At 43.9% G+C, this 17,601-nt stretch carries 14 protein-coding genes and 1 pseudogene; 10 read left to right on the top strand and 5 right to left on the bottom strand.

The genetic code is table 11. The features are described 5' to 3' along the window. Positions 1-19 precede the first annotated feature (19 nt). Both purD and purH read right to left on the bottom strand, forming a co-directional pair. Positions 20-1,303: a phosphoribosylamine--glycine ligase gene (gene purD / locus Q0203_RS05205; RefSeq protein ID WP_297930042.1), complete on the bottom strand. Its 1,284-nt coding sequence runs from the start codon at positions 1,301-1,303 to the stop codon at positions 20-22. 182 nt (positions 1,304-1,485) lie between these two features. Continuing rightward, positions 1,486-3,087: a bifunctional phosphoribosylaminoimidazolecarboxamide formyltransferase/IMP cyclohydrolase gene (purH, locus tag Q0203_RS05200; RefSeq protein ID WP_297930040.1), complete on the bottom strand. Its 1,602-nt coding sequence runs from the start codon at positions 3,085-3,087 to the stop codon at positions 1,486-1,488. 245 nt (positions 3,088-3,332) lie between these two features. On the opposite strand from purH, the gene srmB reads away from it, so the two are divergent. The 10 genes and pseudogenes from srmB (at position 3,333) to Q0203_RS05150 (ending at position 13,652) form a co-directional block, all read left to right on the top strand. Continuing rightward, positions 3,333-4,667 (top strand): ATP-dependent RNA helicase SrmB, encoded by a 1,335-nt coding sequence (gene srmB / locus Q0203_RS05195; protein WP_297930038.1) that lies wholly within the window; start codon positions 3,333-3,335, stop codon positions 4,665-4,667. Between the two features lie 166 nt (positions 4,668-4,833). Next, positions 4,834-5,943 carry a transglutaminase family protein gene (locus Q0203_RS05190; protein WP_297930037.1) on the top strand — a complete coding sequence of 370 codons (1,110 nt, stop codon included), beginning with the start codon at positions 4,834-4,836 and terminating at the stop codon, positions 5,941-5,943. After that, a complete protein-coding gene (locus tag Q0203_RS05185; protein WP_295975076.1) occupies positions 5,915-6,277 on the top strand; it encodes a mercuric transporter MerT family protein in 363 nt (120 codons plus the stop codon). Before Q0203_RS05190 ends, Q0203_RS05185 begins: the two co-directional genes overlap by 29 nt. A 10-nt stretch (positions 6,278-6,287) precedes the next feature. Further along, the gene (locus tag Q0203_RS05180) at positions 6,288-6,581 is read left to right on the top strand and encodes a heavy-metal-associated domain-containing protein (RefSeq protein ID WP_297930035.1); all 294 of its coding nucleotides are present in this window, start codon (positions 6,288-6,290) and stop codon (positions 6,579-6,581) included. Between the two features lie 73 nt (positions 6,582-6,654). Further along, entirely contained in the window at positions 6,655-7,056 is a 402-nt protein-coding gene (locus Q0203_RS05175; protein ID WP_297930033.1) for a nuclear transport factor 2 family protein, read from the top strand. Positions 7,057-7,163: 107 nt separating this feature from the next. Continuing rightward, positions 7,164-7,439: a helix-turn-helix domain-containing protein gene (locus tag Q0203_RS05170; protein WP_297930031.1), complete on the top strand. Its 276-nt coding sequence runs from the start codon at positions 7,164-7,166 to the stop codon at positions 7,437-7,439. Then, positions 7,369-7,584 (top strand): IS3 family transposase, encoded by a 216-nt coding sequence (locus Q0203_RS09660; protein WP_366517295.1) that lies wholly within the window; start codon positions 7,369-7,371, stop codon positions 7,582-7,584. Before Q0203_RS05170 ends, Q0203_RS09660 begins: the two co-directional genes overlap by 71 nt. Beyond that, positions 7,575-7,664: pseudogene (locus tag Q0203_RS05160) on the top strand (IS3 family transposase); the annotation flags it as partial. The gene Q0203_RS09660 and the pseudogene Q0203_RS05160, both read left to right, overlap by 10 nt. Positions 7,665-7,912: 248 nt before the next feature. Beyond that, positions 7,913-11,806, top strand: a complete 3,894-nt coding sequence (gene purL, locus Q0203_RS05155; RefSeq protein WP_297930028.1) for a phosphoribosylformylglycinamidine synthase — start codon at positions 7,913-7,915, stop codon at positions 11,804-11,806. An 85-nt stretch (positions 11,807-11,891) separates the two neighbouring features. Next, positions 11,892-13,652 carry an anti-phage dCTP deaminase gene (locus Q0203_RS05150; RefSeq protein ID WP_297930026.1) on the top strand — a complete coding sequence of 587 codons (1,761 nt, stop codon included), beginning with the start codon at positions 11,892-11,894 and terminating at the stop codon, positions 13,650-13,652. Between the two features lie 179 nt (positions 13,653-13,831). On the opposite strand, the gene Q0203_RS05145 is transcribed toward Q0203_RS05150, so the two are convergent. From Q0203_RS05145 to pgk, 3 genes are all read right to left on the bottom strand, one after another. Next, the gene (locus Q0203_RS05145; protein WP_297930024.1) at positions 13,832-15,088 is read right to left on the bottom strand and encodes an O-antigen ligase; all 1,257 of its coding nucleotides are present in this window, start codon (positions 15,086-15,088) and stop codon (positions 13,832-13,834) included. Between the two features lie 75 nt (positions 15,089-15,163). Beyond that, positions 15,164-16,243: a class II fructose-bisphosphate aldolase gene (gene fbaA / locus Q0203_RS05140; RefSeq protein ID WP_297930022.1), complete on the bottom strand. Its 1,080-nt coding sequence runs from the start codon at positions 16,241-16,243 to the stop codon at positions 15,164-15,166. Positions 16,244-16,368: 125 nt separating this feature from the next. Then, positions 16,369-17,532, bottom strand: a complete 1,164-nt coding sequence (gene pgk / locus Q0203_RS05135) for a phosphoglycerate kinase (protein ID WP_297930020.1) — start codon at positions 17,530-17,532, stop codon at positions 16,369-16,371. Between the last annotated feature and the right edge of the window lie 69 nt (positions 17,533-17,601).

Here is a 17,601-nt window from a genome sequence, read left to right as displayed (position 1 = left end):
ATAATCTCCTTAACATTAATTATTGTTCACGAGCCACGGCGCGATAGCCTATATCACGACGATAAAAACGGCCGTTCCATCGGATTTGTTCTGCAAGTTTCAGGGCTTTCTGTTGTGCCTCAAATACGCTTTCACCTAATGCGGTCACACAAAGCACGCGGCCACCGTTGGTGACTAACTTGCCCGCTTTTGCTTCTACGCCCGCCAAGAAAACTTTCTCATTTTCGACCGCACTTTGAGGCAAACCGCTGATTTCATCACCTTTGCGATAATCTCCCGGATAACCTTCTGCTGCTAATACGATACCTAAAGAAGCCTTCGGGTTCCACTGCGATTTCACTTCGTCTAATTTACCATCACAGGCTTTAAGACAAAGCTCGACCAAATCCGATTCCAAACGCAACATGATCGGTTGGGTTTCCGGATCACCGAAACGACAGTTAAATTCGATCACTTTCGGCTGGCCATTCGGCATGATCATCAAACCGGCATACAAGAAACCGGTATAAACATTGCCTTCTGCCGCCATGCCGTTGACCGTTGGATAGATCACTTCACGCATCACGCGATCATGAATTTCCGGTGTCACCACCGGCGCAGGAGAATAAGCCCCCATGCCGCCGGTGTTCAAACCGGTGTCTTTTTCACCCACACGTTTGTGGTCTTGACTGGTTGCCATAGGTTCGACATTTTTGCCGTCCACCATGACAATAAAACTTGCCTCTTCGCCATCTAAAAATTCTTCAATGACCACCCGACTGCCAGCTTCACCAAAGGCATTGCCGGACAGCATATCGCGCACCGCGTCTTCCGCTTCTTGCAACGTCATCGCCACAATCACGCCTTTTCCTGCCGCCAAGCCATCCGCTTTAACGACAATTGGTGCACCTTTTTCACGCAAGTAAGCCAATGCCGGTTCAACTTCAGTGAAGTTTTGATATTCCGCTGTTGGGATTTTATGACGGGCTAAAAAATCTTTGGTGAATGCTTTGGAACCTTCTAATTGCGCCGCTGCTTGCGTTGGTCCGAAAATTTTCAATCCCGCTGCACGAAACGCATCTACCACGCCAATCACAAGCGGTGCTTCAGGCCCTACGATCGTTAAACCAATGTGGTTATCTTGGGCAAATTTAACCAACGCAGGAATATCCGTTGCAGCGATATTCACGTTCTCGACCTTTTGTTCTAACGCTGTCCCCGCATTGCCCGGTGCAACGAAAATTTTATCGGCTAATGGAGATTGCGCCGCTTTCCAAGCCAGAGCGTGTTCACGACCGCCGTTTCCGATGATGAGGATATTCATGTTGTAGTCCTTGTGTCTTTTTGAATTTAATCCCCTCTTTAGCAAAGAGGGGTAGGGGAGATTTGGCAGAAGTTATTTCAACCTCATAGTACATTTAGCATCGTTTAAATCTCCCCCCAGCCCCCTCTTTACAAAAGAGGGGGAATAAGTAAGTCGCTCATTGAGCGAAGTTATGATATCAATTAATGTCTAAAATGCCGCATTCCCGTCAATACCATCACCATATTGTGCTCATCTGCCGCATCAATCACTTCCTGATCGCGCATTGAGCCACCCGGATGAATCACACATTGAATGCCCACTTTCGCCGCGGCATCAATGCCATCACGGAATGGGAAGAACGCATCGGATGCCATCACACAACCGGCTACTTCCAAACCTTCATCTTGCGCTTTAATCCCGGCGATTTTGGCTGAATACACGCGGCTCATCTGGCCTGCGCCAATACCGATGGTTTGGTTATCTTTGGCATAAATAATGGCATTCGATTTCACAAATTTCGCCACTTTCCAACAGAATAATAAATCTTTCAGCTCTTGTTCGGTCGGTTGACGTTTACTGACCACTTTTAAATCAGCCAAGCCCACCATGCCTAAATCCGCCTCTTGCACCAACAAGCCACCGTTCACACGTTTGAAATCTAAACGTTGGGTACGTGCTTGCCATTCTCCACATTCAAGCAAACGGACATTTTTCTTACGTTTCACCACTTCAACAGCTTCCGCAGACACTTTCGGTGCGATAATCACTTCCACAAATTGACGTTCTACAATTTCATTTGCGGTTTTTTCGTCTAATTCACGGTTAAAGGCAATGATGCCACCAAAGGCTGAGGTTGGGTCTGTTTGATAGGCGCGATTGTAAGCCTCTAAAATATCTTTGCCTAAAGCCACGCCGCATGGATTGGCGTGTTTCACAATCACACAGGCCGGTTCATCAAATTCTTTCACACATTCAAGGGCTGCGTCGGTATCGGCAATATTGTTATAAGACAAGGCTTTACCTTGCAGTTGGTTTGCCGTTGCCACACTCGCTTCTTTTACATTGAGATCCACATAAAACGCGGCATTTTGATGGGCATTTTCGCCGTAACGCATGGTTTGTTTACGCACGAAGTTCAAATTTAAAGTCCGCGGGAATTGACCGCACTTCGCCTCCGCATCTTCTTCAGCGGCGACATGATAAGGTTTCACCAACTGACCGAAATAGTTGGCGATCATGGAATCATATTGGGCAGTGTGTTCAAATGCTTTAATCGCAAGATCAAAACGGGTTTCTAGGGTTAAGCTGTTTTGATGTTGATCCATTTCGGCAAGAATGGCATCAAAATCCTGATTATTCACGACAATCGCTACATCTTTATGGTTTTTCGCAGCAGAACGCACCATGGTTGGGCCGCCAATATCAATATTTTCCACCGCATCTTCTAACGTGCAGTTTGGTTTTGCCATGGTTGCGGCGAAAGGATATAAATTCACCACCACCATATCAATGCCTTCAATGCCGTGTTGCTGCATGATCGCATCGTCCGTACCACGACGACCTAAAATCCCACCGTGCACTTTCGGGTGTAAGGTTTTCACGCGACCGTCCATCATTTCCGGAAAACCGGTGTAATCGGACACTTCGGTTACCGGCAAGCCGTTTTGTTCTAACAGTTTTGCCGTACCGCCGGTAGAAAGCAGTTTAACACCGCGTTTTACGAGGCCCTGGGCGAATTCCACAATACCGGATTTATCGGACACGCTAAGCAATGCTTGGCGAATGGGACGAGTTGATTGCATGAATAATTTCCTTTGATTTCTGAAGTAAATTTGAGGTGGCGTATTATAGCGCAAACGTTTGCGTTTAGGTAATCTGTTTTAAGCATTGCAATAGATTGCTTATTTTTTATTCGTTTTAGAACCCTACTAAGGTAAATACGCCCAATGGCAATCTTGATAATAAAAGTTTTTGGTTAACGCCAACTTTAACGGTAAAGTGCGGTATAATTCGGCGCAATTTTAATATTAATGAACAACACATACCCATGACAGACTTCATTCAATTTGCAGATTTTGATCTCGCGCCTGAATTGCTCAACGCCCTCCAGAAAAAAGGCTACCAACGCCCTACCGCCATCCAACAGGAAACCATTCCTGCCGCGATGGAGGGGTTTGATGTCCTCGGATCAGCACCGACCGGTACCGGAAAAACCGCCGCATTTTTGCTACCGGCGATTCAACATTTATTGGATTATCCGCGCCGTAAACCGGGCGCACCGCGTGTGTTGATTCTTACGCCAACCCGTGAACTTGCCATGCAGGTGGCGGAACAGGCGGAAGAACTTGCCTGCTTCACCAAACTCAGTATTGCAACCATCACCGGCGGTGTGGCATATCAAAATCACGGCGAGATTTTCAATAAAAATCAGGACATTGTGGTGGCGACCCCGGGGCGTTTATTGCAATACATTAAAGAAGAAAATTTTGATTGCCGCGCGGTAGAAATTCTGATTTTTGACGAAGCGGACAGAATGTTGCAAATGGGCTTTGGACAAGATGCAGAGAAAATCTCGGCAGAAACCCGTTGGCGTAAGCAAACGTTATTGTTCTCGGCGACCCTTGAAGGCGATTTATTGGAAGATTTTGCCGACCGCACGTTAAACGAGCCGGTAAAAATTGATGCGGAACCGAGTCGCCGTGAGCGGAAGAAAATTCAGCAATGGTATTATCATGCCGACAGCAATGAGCATAAATTTAAATTATTGGCGCGTTTCATTGAGCAAGAGCAAGTCAGTAAGGGTATTGTATTCGTCCGTCGTCGGGAAGATGTGCGCGAACTGGCGGAAAATCTGCGCAAACGCGGTATTCGTAGCACGTATCTGGAAGGAGAAATGGCGCAAACCCAACGCAACAACGCTATCGATAAACTGAAAAACGGCGTAGTAACGGTGTTGGTCTCCACGGATGTCTCCGCACGCGGGATTGATATTGATGATGTTAGCCACATTATGAATTTTGATTTGCCGTACAGCGCCGATACTTATTTGCACCGCATCGGGCGTACCGCGCGTGCCGGCAAAAAAGGCACCGCCGTGTCTTTCGTAGAAGCGCACGATTATCGTCTGTTGGGCAAAATTAAGCGTTATACCCAAGAAATTCTGAAAGCCCGAGTGATTGAAGGTTTGGAACCGCGCACCAAAGCGCCGAAAGACGGCGAAATCAAAACCGTCAGCAAAAAACAAAAAGCGAAAAAATTAGAAAAACGCGAGGCGCAAAAGAAAGCGGATAAAAAAGCCAAACAACGTCATCAAGATCGTAAAAATATCGGCAAACGCCGTAAACCAAGCCATTCGGCAGGGCATGAAACAGGGGAAAAATAACCCTGTTTTATGAAAAAGTGCGGTCAGATTTCCGTGTATTTCTCTCTTGAGAAAATCTCTCTGAAATTCATTGAGCTTCTTCCTGAAATTCATTAGTATAGCTTTTATTCACTTCGGTGGATTTATGTTAAGTTTAACTTCCAATCTAATTTAAGGAGTCTTCTGGATGAAGCATCTTATCGCAACTGCGGTGCTTTCTTGCAGCGCAATGGCTTATGCCAACACCTCTTTACCTAATTACAATACTGATTCTCATCTGTATGAATTCACCCAAACTTACGACTTAATTGCGCCGAAAGGTTCGCAAGGTCAAACAAATTTATGGGTGCCATTGCCATTTAACGGTGAATATCAACAAGTCAAATCCATTCAATTTGAAGGCAATTATTTGAATGCCTATGTGACGGAAAACAACAAATACGGTGCGAAAACCTTATTTGCCACGTGGGATAAAGATGCGCAAAAACGTGATTTGAAAGTGACCATGGTGATTGAAACCAAAGATCGCGAACCGATGGTAAAAGGCGCTTTGGAACACTACATGCCACCGAAAGACATTCAGTATTCTGTCGATGTACAAGAATATTTGAAACCAACACAACACATTAAAATTGACGGTATTGTGAAACAATTTGCGGATAAAATTGTAGGTTCTGAAACCAATCCGTTGAAAAAAGCAGAATTAATCCACCAATGGATCGTAGGCAACATGGAACGGGATAATTCCGTTTTGGGTTGTGGTGATGGCGATGTGGAAAAAATCTTAACCACCGGTGTCTTAAAAGGGAAATGTACTGATATTAACTCCGTTTTCGTGGCACTTGCCCGCGCAGCAGGCATTCCTGCCCGTGAAATTTTCGGCATTCGTTTAGGTGCGGCGGAAAAAATGGGTAAATATTCCAAAGGTGCATTCGGCAGCGCAGATGAACATGGCGTGGCAAATGTGAGTGGTGGTCAACACTGTCGTGCAGAATTTTATCTTGCCGGCTTCGGTTGGGTGCCGGTGGATTCAGCGGATGTAGCAAAAATGCGCTTAGCGGAGAAAAAATCTGTTGAAGATAAAGATACCCAAGCGGTCGCGAAATATTTATTCGGTAACTGGGAAGCCAACTGGGTGGGCTTTAACCACGCACGTGACTTCGAGTTGTATCCACAACCGGAATTAGCGCCAATCAACAACTTTGGCTATCCGTATGCCGAAGTGGGCGGCGATCCGTTAAATTCTTTTGATCCGAAAGCATTTAAATATGACTACGTCTCCAAAAAACTCCAATAAATCTTTTTGGATTGCTATTGCCACTGCGCTGAGTGCTGCGGTGGCTTCCACCTTGTGCTGTATTGCCCCCTTGATTTATTTGCTCTTCGGCGTGTCATCCACTTGGCTGATTGGTTTTGGCGAGTATGATTATTTGCGCATACCGATGCTCATTGTGTCATTGTGCGCCTTTGCTTACGGTTTTTGGTTACTGATGTTTTCTAAAAAAATCATTTGTAGCAAATACATTTCTCGTAAAAAGCTCATTGTGTTGTATTGGATGGTGTTCATCATCATGCTGTTTTTCTTAACCTATCCAACACTGTTGCCTTGGATATTAGAATTAACTGATTAGGAACGAAAAAATGAAAAAATTATGCACCGCACTTTTGCTTTCTTTATTTGCCCTGTCTTTTGCGCATGCAGAAGAAGTACCCGTACAAGCAGAAAAGAAAATTGTCTTGAAAGTGAAAGAAATGAATTGCCAGCTTTGTGCTTATTTGGTGAACAAAGAATTGCGTAATATTGACGGCGTGATTTCCACCAAAGCATCAATTAAAGATGGGACAGTCACAGTGTTAGAAGATCCGAAAGTGACAGATGAACAATTAATTGACGCTATTCATCGGTTAAAATATTCAGCGGAAGTGGTTAAATAACCATTATAGGGCTATCACTTTTATAGTGGGTTAATTAATCTTACTCGTTATCAAACCAGAATAAGAAGACAGCATGAAAGAGATCTATGAAAAATGGCATAAATATGCCAAAAAAAGAGAGACAAAGGCGTTAATTGAACTGTATGCTGAAGATGCCGTACTTGAAAGCCCGCTAGTTCCTATTTTGATTAATAAAGATAGTGGCATATTACGTGGAAAAACAGAAATTCTGGCTTTTTTAAATGAGGGGACTCGACGTCGTCCTAATGAGCTGGTTCGTTGGTATAGAACAGGAAAATATTTCATTACAGGAGATGTTTTGGTGTGGGAATATCCTCGCCAAACTCCAGATGGAGAACAAGTTGATATCCTTGAACTAATGGAAATCCGTAATGGGCTGATTGTTAATCACCGTATTTATTGGGGATGGTTTGGAACTCAAATGTTGATTAAATCAGCATTAGAAAATAAGTAAAAGATCTAAGTTAGTAAATTTATTCAGTAAATAAAAAGTGCGGTTGAAAAATGATCTGCACCCCAAAAGTTGGACTTACCAACCAACAATTAAGGTGCAGATTTTTTATGGGTAAACACTACACAACAGAATTTAAATTACAAATTCTCCGACCTATCTTGAATAGAGAAATGAGTATCAGAGAAGCCGCGCGTTTTTACAATATTCCTTCCAACGCCTTAGTCGGGACGTGGTTGAAACGGTTTGAAAAAACTGGCATAAAAGGACTTATTCCTCGAAAACCATCCGGACGACCGCCGATGAAACCTAAATATGCAAAAATGCCACCGCCACCCAAAACAGAAGAAGATCGTTTGCGCCTGTCTACCAACGGTAAATCATAAGAAAATCCAACGTTTAATGCGGGAACTTGGACTTCAAGTGCGGTCAAGAAAAGGCAAGAAATTCACGACCTATCGAGGCACAATAGGCCATATTGCCCCGAATCGTCTTGAGCGTGATTTTACGGCAACTGCCCCGAATATTTAGACTATTATAACCACCGTCGAATCCAACTGAAATTAAAAGGACTGAGTCCGATACAATATCGTTGTCAGTCCTTGAATTAATCGTCTAGATTTTTGGGGGCAGATCATTTAAAAGCTTATTTTTGGGCTGTCAAGATGCGCAAGTCGGTTGACTGACTTGCGCCATTTTTCTGTTATTTTTTCATTTCACCGTATCTGTCAATTCGCCTTTACGTCAAAATGACCATGCCCATGTCTAAAAAGAGATGACGCAAACGTTTTCGTCTCTTTGATTTTCCTTTATAATAGCCCGCAATTTTTGTTTCAATTCAACCTTAAAGGTAATCCTCATGTTTCAAACTTTCCGTGGCTCACCTGCCCTTTCCGAATTCCGTATCAATGGCTTAATGCAAAAATTCCAGCAGCAACAATTGCCGGTGAAATCCGTGTATGCGGAGTATGTGCATTTTGTGGCATTAAACACCGCCCTTTCTGCTGAACAGGAAGCGAAACTGAAAGCCTTGTTGCATTACGGTCCAACCTTGGCAGAACATGAAGCGAAAGGGGAAAGTTTTATTGTGATTCCGCGTGTCGGCACCATTTCTTCTTGGTCATCCAAAGCTACCGACATCGCCCATAACTGTGGTTTGAACGAAGTGGAACGCATTGAACGTGGTTTGGCATATTACTTTGAATTAAGCCAACCGTTAGACGAAAAAACAACGGAAAAACTCACCGCACTTTTACATGACCGCATGATGGAAACCGTGGTTCGCAAGGCAGACTATGCAGAAGTGTTGTTCCGTCAAAAAGAACCAAAACCGTTCAAAACCGTGGATATTTTAAATGGCGGACGCCGTGCTTTAGAAAGTGCCAACGTGGAACTTGGCTTGGCATTGGCGGAAGATGAAATCGATTATTTGATGGAAAATTTCACCGCACTTGGACGCAATCCGCACGACATCGAACTGTATATGTTCGCGCAAGCCAACTCGGAACACTGTCGCCACAAAATTTTCAATGCCGATTGGATTATCGACGGCAAAAAACAGGATAAATCCTTGTTTAAAATGATTAAAAATACCTTTGAGAAAACCCCTGATTTCGTGCTTTCTGCGTATAAAGATAATGCGGCAGTGATGGAAGGTTCTAAAGCGGGACGTTTCTTCCCGGATCAAGACGGTATTTACCGTTATCACAATGAAGACACCCACATTTTAATGAAAGTGGAAACCCACAACCACCCAACCGCCATTTCCCCGTTCCCGGGCGCAGCAACCGGTTCCGGCGGTGAAATCCGTGATGAAGGCGCGACCGGTCGCGGCGCAAAACCAAAAGCGGGTTTGGTGGGTTTCTCTGTATCCAACTTATGCATTCCAAACTTTGAGCAACCTTGGGAAGCGCCGCTTTCCAAACCGAACCGTATTGCTTCCGCTTTAGACATTATGCTGGAAGGCCCCTTAGGTGGCGCGGCGTTTAATAACGAATTCGGTCGTCCTGCATTGCTCGGTTATTTCCGTACTTACGAACAAAAAGTGAATAGCTTCAACGGTGAAGAAGTACGCGGTTACCATAAACCAATTATGTTGGCGGGCGGTATCGGCAACATTCGTGCCGAACACGTGCAAAAAGGCGACATTCCGGTGGGCGCAAAACTGGTTGTGCTTGGTGGGCCTGCCATGAACATCGGCTTGGGCGGTGGTGCGGCGTCTTCTATGGCATCCGGCAAATCCAAAGAAAACTTGGATTTCGCCTCCGTACAACGGGATAACCCTGAAATGGAACGTCGTTGCCAAGAAGTGATCGACCGTTGCTGGCAACTGGGCGATGACAACCCGATTGCCTTTATTCATGATGTGGGTGCGGGCGGTTTATCCAACGCTATGCCGGAATTGGTGCATGACGGCGGTCGTGGCGGTAAATTTGAGCTCCGCAAAATCTTAAGCGACGAGCGCGAAATGAGTCCGTTGGAAATTTGGTGTAACGAATCACAAGAGCGTTATGTGCTTGCCATTCATCCGGAAAAACTACCGCACTTTGAGGAACTTTGCCGCCGTGAACGCGCGCCTTATGCGGTGATCGGCGAAGCCACGGAAGAAGAACATTTAACCTTACATGACGAGCATTTCAACAACAATCCGATCGATTTACCAATGGGCGTGTTGCTTGGCAAAACCCCGAAAATGACCCGCGATGTGCAAACGGCAAGCGTTAATGGCGAACCACTTGAACAAAGCCAAATTCAATTAAAAGAGGCGTTACATCGCGTACTTCGTTTACCTGCAGTGGCGGAAAAAACCTTCTTAATCACCATCGGTGACCGCACGGTGACCGGCATGGTGGCGCGTGACCAAATGGTCGGCCCGTGGCAAGTACCGGTGGCAGACTGCGCGGTCACCACGGCGACATTAGATAGCTATTACGGCGAAGCCATGTCCATGGGCGAACGCACGCCGGTAGCATTGTTAGATTTTGCGGCGTCTGCCCGTTTAGCCGTGGCAGAATCCTTAACCAACATTGCCGCCACAAATATCGGCGACATTAAACGCATTAAATTATCCGCCAACTGGATGTCCGCCGCGGGTCACAAAGGCGAAGATGCCGGCTTATACGCGGCGGTGAAAGCCGTGGGCGAGGAGCTTTGCCCGCAATTAGGTTTAACCATTCCGGTGGGTAAAGACTCCATGTCCATGAAAACCACTTGGCAGGAAAACGGCGAACAAAAAAGCGTGACTTCACCGCTTTCCTTAATCATCAGCGCTTTTGCCCGCGTGGAAGACGTGCGGAAAACCGTCACTCCACAATTACGCACCGATAAAGGACAATCGCGCTTGTTGTTGGTGGATTTGGGCGAAGGCAACAACCGCTTGGGCGCTACGGCGTTAGCACAGGTTTATGCCCAACTTGGCGACAAACCTGCGGATGTGGTCAACGCCGACACATTGAAAAATTTCTTTAACGCCATGCAGGACTTGGTGGCGCAAGAAAAATTATTGGCATACCACGACCGCTCCGATGGCGGGCTAATCGTCACCTTGGCGGAGATGGCATTTGCCGGACATTGTGGCGTGGCTGTGGATATCAGCGCCTTAGGCGACAACGATTTAGCGGTGTTATTTAACGAAGAATTGGGCGCGGTGATCCAAGTGCGCGACAGCGATTTGAGTCTCGTGCGCGATGTCTTCGCTAAACACAATGTGTTGCACTTAGTGAAAGAATTAGGCGCTGTTACCGAAGACGACGAAATCGAAATCACCCGCGGCAACAAAGTGTTACTCAATGAAAAACGCTCCGACTTGCGCGGCATTTGGGCGGAATTGACCCATCAAATGCAACGCTTACGCGACAACCCGGAATGTGCCGACCAAGAGTTCGCAGCGAAGAAAAATCCGCAGGACAAAGGTTTCTCCGCCCATTTAACCTACGACCCGAGCGAAGACATTGCTGCGCCTTATATTGCCACCGGAAAACGCCCGAAAGTGGCGGTATTGCGTGAACAAGGCGTCAACAGCCATGTGGAAATGGCGGCAGCATTTGACCGCGCCGGCTTTGAGGCTATCGACGTACACATGAGCGACTTGCATAATCGCCGTTATGACTTGCAACACTTCAATGCGCTAGTAGCGTGCGGTGGCTTCTCTTACGGCGACGTGCTCGGCGCCGGTGGCGGTTGGGCGAAATCCATTTTATTTAACCCGCACTTACGGGATCAATTCAGCCAATTCTTTGAACGTGAAGACACGCTTGCACTTGGCATTTGTAACGGTTGCCAAATGCTTTCAACCTTGGCGGAAATCATTCCGGGCACGGAAAACTGGCCACGTTTCGTGCGCAATAAATCTGAACGTTTCGAAGCCCGCGCCGCTTTGGTTCGTATTAATGAAAGCAACTCCCTGTGGTTCCAAGGCATGGCAGGCTCCCACATGCCAATTGCCGTTTCCCACGGTGAGGGCAGAGTGGAATTCAAAACGCCTGCAGATCTGACCGCACTTCAATCACAAAACTTGATTGTGGCGCAATACATCGACAACAACCTCAACCCAACAGAACTGTATCCGGCGAACCCGAACGGCTCTGCCCTCGGCATCACCGCCCTTTCCAATACCAACGGCCGCGTCGCCATCATGATGCCACACCCAGAACGTGTTTTCCGTACAGTAAGCAACTCATGGCATCCGGAAGAGTGGGGCGAAGATGGAGCTTGGATGCGGGTGTTTAGGAATGCGAGGGTGAATTTCAAATAATGTGAAATTGATTATGGAAATTTGATACAAAGTAAGAGATACTAAAAATATTATTTTTTAATATTATCAATAAAGTGAGGTTATTATGAGTCAAGAGTTAAAATCACATATATCATTTATTGAATATAAAAAGAAGTATGGATATATAAAAGCGATTGGAAATCAGGAAGATTATGGCTTTAATACAAAATATACTCAGTTTAGTAAGGTAGAATTTAAAGATTTAAGTGTAGGTGATTCAGTATATTTTACTTTAAATGATAAGAATTTTGTATCATCTATAAGATTATGTGATGATGTTACTGACACAGCACTTTCGGATGATGTTAAAGATCTTTCTAATAAAGAAGATGATTTTATATATCTTACTCCAGATAATAATATACGTGACAGTGAGTTAATTATTGGTATAGTTAGTCCTGTTGGTGTTAATCCAACTCAAATAACAGACACCCTTGCAAATCGATTAAGAAATTTTAAGTATCATGTTGAAGTAATAAGAGTTTCAGAATTATTACCTAAAGCGTCTGTAAATAAAGAAAATGAGAGAATTGAATTTTTAATAAAAGAAGGAGATAAACTTAGAGAAAGTTTTGGTAATGATATTTTAGCTAAAGGAGTCGTTGGATTAATAAGAAAATGTAGAGAAAAAACTAACAATAAAAAAATTGCGTATATTATTAATTCTTTAAAACATCCTGATGAAGTAGAGTTACTTAGAAAAGTTTATAATAATGGATTTTATTTACTAGGTGTGCATGCAAATAGAAAGCAAAGAGAAGAATATTTAAGAGTTAATAAACAATGTACTCAAGAACAGGCGAATGAATTAATAAATAGAGATGAAAATGAGGAAAATAAATCTGGTCAGAAAACTAGAGATACTTATCATCTTGCAGATTTCTTTGTAAATCAAGATGATGATAAAGGTAAAAATTTGGCAAATACTTTACAAAGATTTCTAGATCTTATTTTTTCAGATCCTTATAAAAATCCAACTTTTGATGAATTTGCCATGTTTATGGCTTTTAATAGTTCTGTACGCTCATCTGATTTATCCAGACAAGTTGGTGCAGTGTTAAGTAGAGATAAACATATTTTATCGTTAGGGTGTAATGATGTTCCTCAGTTTGGCGGCGGACTCTATTGGGCTGAACCACAAGAAAATGGTGAAATACTTGATGGACAAAGAGGAAAAGATTACACAAGAAAAGAGGACCCTAATAAAAAAATACAAAAAATAATCATAGATAATATTTTAAGAGAAATGGAAGCTCATTTAGATGAGAAACAACTTGCAGGGTTAGAACAAGTTTTGCAAAAAAGCTCTATATCTGATTTAACAGAGTTTGGTCGTGTAGTTCATGCGGAGATGGAAGCTATATTATCTTGTGGCAGAAATGGTATTCCTACAAAAGATTCAACGCTATATTGTACAACATTTCCTTGCCATAATTGCGCTAAACATATAGTTGCAAGTGGTATAAAAAGGGTTGTGTATGTAGAGCCTTATCCTAAAAGTAGAGCGTTAGAATTACATGATGATTCTATAGTTTTAATTGGAGAATCAGAGGATGGAACAGACGAAAATAGTAAAATGAAAAATAAAGTTATATTTGAGCCTTTCATTGGTGTTGGGTCAAGACGTTTTCTTGATTTATTTTCCATGAGTTTAGGATTAGGAACAAAATTAATTAGAAAAGATAAATCTAGAGGTGGATTGACAGTTGAGTGGGAGAGGGATAACGATAGAGCTCGTATAAGAACCCCATTAAGTAGAAAGTCCTATTTAGAGATTGAGGATGATGCGATTCAACTTTGGGAGAGAACTAAGAATCATAAATAATTATATATTTTTGGAACTTACCCCACGATGGCGCACGTTTCCTAACGTGTGCCTTTTTTCTTTTAATTAGTTATAAGCCCCCACGATAGCGCAAGCGTCCACGCTTGTGCTTTTTTCATTTTAGTTACGGGCACAAGCGTAGACGCTTACGCCATCGTAGAGGATTGTTAATTTTAGGCTTATGACATCTTCTTGATATTACCTTGCTGCGTGGTGAACAAGGCATACCATACAATCGTGAGGAAAAAGTAAAATAAATTCCCTGAATTATGGGTGAAGAAGCTTTGGCTTAGGCAGTAAATCATCACGGCGAGCACATGAAGGGTGCCTAATGTGGCAATTAATTTTGTTTCTGCGGAGTCGCTTTTTAAGCCCGGCATAAAACGGCGTAGCGGTATAACAAAGATTGCTAAAAAGGCGACTAATCCAACGATGCCACGCTTAGAAAGATCATCTAAATATTGATTGTGCGCATGCGTAAATTGCCCGGCGTATTGGCTGATGATGCCTTGTTCGGCTAACTGGTGGCGTTTTTGGGGTGCGCCTTGTGTTCCCCAGCCCAATATCGGTTTTTCTTTTACCATGATAAAGACGGATTGCCACATATCAAAACGTGCGCCGACAGAGGTAGAACCATTGCCCTGTTCTAAATATTGTTGAATATCATCTTGTGCTGCCGCAAAACGCTCACTTATCTGATTATTTGGCATTTGCGTGATGCCGATAATGGCGAGAGTAAACAAGCCAATCAACGTAATAAAGAAGGTTTTTGATAAATTACGGCGATATATCCAAAGTAATGCAATCAAGAGAATGGGCAATGCCGGCCAACCGCCACGCGCCGTGGAAAGAATGCTGCCTAAGATGCCAAATAAAGCGGCTAGTATGCAAAGTGCGGTCAGTTTTAATTGTGTTTTTTGAAAGAAATAAAACCCGATAGCAAAACTAAACATCCCCAGTGACATCGAAATGTCGCCACCTTGAATATGCATAATTCGAGAACTAAATGCCATTTCACTGTGTAATACTAGCTTGTCATAGATGGCAGTGATGCCCGCAATCATTGAACCTAAAGGAATCGCATAAAGCACCATGTTTAGGCGTGGAGGGATATGCAGTAGCAATAGAAGCACCGGAATGAATAGCAATACACGACTTGGATTATCTAATTCACGTATTTTTCCATCATGAATTAACCAAGAAAGCACAAAAACAGAAAAATAAAAGAGTAACGTCCAAATCAGCCATTTTGCCTCTTTCGTGAGAGCAAAAGGCATTTTTTTGAATAAGCAATAAACGCTATAGCCAAGCCCTAATAGCATAAGCGCCATCGGTGCAACATTGTAGCCGCCTTGGAACGTTAAGGCGGATAAAAAGAAAAAACCGACACAGACGTTGATAAATAGGGCGAGCTTATCATGTTTTAAATCAAACATAAGCCTCTCTTAAAAAAGAAATAAATAAAAAACCGCACTAAAAAGTGCGGTTACATTTTAATGTGTTTTTTTCAATTATAAAACGTCAACGCAGTTTAAGTCTTCGAAAGATTGTTCTAAGCGTTTAGACATAGACTCTTCCATTTTGCGTAACCAAACGCGTGGGTCGTAGTATTTTTTGTTTGGTGCATCAGGACCTTCTGGGTTACCTAACTGACCTTGTAAATACGCTTCGTTTGCTTTGTAGAAGTTGAGAATACCGTTCCAAGACGCCCATTGGGTGTCGGTGTCAATATTCATTTTAATTGCGCCGTAGCTAATCGCTTCACGAATTTCTTCACGGGAAGAACCGGAACCACCATGGAACACGAAATTGATTGGTTTCGCCGGAAGGTTGCGTTCTTTTGCCACGAATTCTTGGCTTGCACCTAAGATAGACGGTTTTAATTTTACGTTACCCGGTTTGTACACGCCGTGTACGTTACCGAATGCGGCTGCAACGGTAAAGTTCGGGCTGACCGGATTTAATTGGTCGTAAACATAAAGCACATCAGATGGTTGGGTGTAAAGACGAGATTCATCTGCGCCGGAGTTGTCCACACCATCTTCTTCGCCACCGGTAATACCGATTTCGATTTCAAGGGTCATCCCCATTTTGTCCATACGGGCAAGGTATTCACGGCAGATTGCCATGTTTTCTTCCATTGGCTCTTCGGAAAGGTCAAGCATGTGGGAAGAGAATAATGGACGACCGGTTTCAGCGAAGTATTTTTCACCAGCTTCAAGTAAACCATCGATCCATGGAAGTAATTTTTTCGCTGCGTGGTCGGTGTGTAAAATCACTGGTACGCCGTATTCTTTGGCTAAAGTATGAACGTGTTTTGCACCTGCAATGGCACCTAACACGTCTGGACGTGCACCGCTGGTTGGTTTGATGCCTTTGCCTGCATAGAATGCCGCACCGCCATTAGAGAATTGAATAATGACCGGCGCTTTCACGCGGGCAGCCGTTTCTAATACGGCGTTCACGGAGTCGGAGCCGACGCAGTTTACGGCAGGAAGTGCGAAGCCGTGTTCTTTTGCGTATGCGAATACTTTTTGAACATCTTCACCGGTAAGCACGCCCGGTTTGACGATATCTAATAATTTAGCCATTTTCGTTTTTTCCTTTTGTGTTGGGTGGGTTGACCCCACCATTTGAAGAAGTTGTTTTACGTTTTTGATTGATAGCACGCGTCAGCAGACGCGCGCTATGATGATCTTACGCAGAAAAAGTGCGGTTAGTTTTTCGCACGTTTTTCGAGGATTTCTACTGCCGGTAATACTTTGCCTTCAACGAATTCTAAGAAAGCACCGCCACCGGTAGAGATATAGGAAATTTTATCTGCGATACCGAATAGGTCGATAGCAGCAAGCGTATCACCACCGCCCGCAATGGAGAACGCATCGCTGTTGGCAATGGCGTGAGAAATGATTTCTGTTCCTTTACGGAAGTTAGGGAACTCAAAAACACCCACCGGGCCGTTCCATAAAACGGTTTTCGCATTTTTGATGATTTCTGCTAATTGTTTTGCAGATTTATCACCGATGTCGAAAATAGATTCGTCATCTTTCACTTCGGTCACGGATTTTTCTGTTGCCGGTGCGGTTTCGGAGAATTCGGTACCCACGCGAACATCAACCGGTACTGGAATGTCTGTGCTTGCCGCTAATTCTTTAGCAACCGGGATTAAATCGGCTTCGTATAAGGATTTACCCACGTTATGACCTGCGGCAGCAATGAAGGTGTTGGCGATACCGCCACCCACGATAATTTGGTCGGCAATTTTGGAAAGTGAGTTTAGTACTTCTAATTTGGTGGAGACTTTAGAACCACCCACGATCGCCACCATTGGACGTGCAGGTTCTTTTAACGCCTTACCTAACGCATCTAATTCTGCTGCAAGTAATGGACCTGCACAGGCAACCGGTGCAAATTCTGCAACGCCGTAAGTTGATGCTTGCGCACGGTGAGCTGTACCAAAGGCATCCATGATGAACACATCACAAAGTGCGGCGTATTTTTTACCTAATTCCGGATCATTTTTCTTTTCGCCTTTGTTGACGCGCACGTTTTCTAATACCACGATTTCACCGGCGTTCACTTCAACACCGTTAAGGTAATCGCGTACTAAGCGTACCGGGACATCAAGATGTTCGTTTAAATAATCAACAACAGGTTGGAGGGAATCTTCAGGTTTGAATTCACCTTCGGTCGGACGGCCTAAGTGAGAGGTGACCATTACTTTTGCGCCTTTTTCTAAGGCTAATTTTAAGGTTGGGATGGTGGCACGGATACGCGCATCTGATGTAACTTTACCGTCTTTTACCGGTACGTTTAGGTCGGCACGGATAAATACGCGTTTACCATTCAAATCTAAATCGGTCATTTTAATTACTGACATAATTTACCTCTTTTTACTGGTTAAAATTAAAAATAAAAACTGTTGGCATTATACCCGTAACTGAGTAGC

It is taken from the genome of uncultured Aggregatibacter sp. (genome assembly GCF_938046485.1).
Classification (GTDB): domain Bacteria; phylum Pseudomonadota; class Gammaproteobacteria; order Enterobacterales; family Pasteurellaceae; genus Aggregatibacter.
Note: the sequence above shows the minus strand (reverse complement) of the source record. Positions and strands in the feature narration are given on the sequence as shown.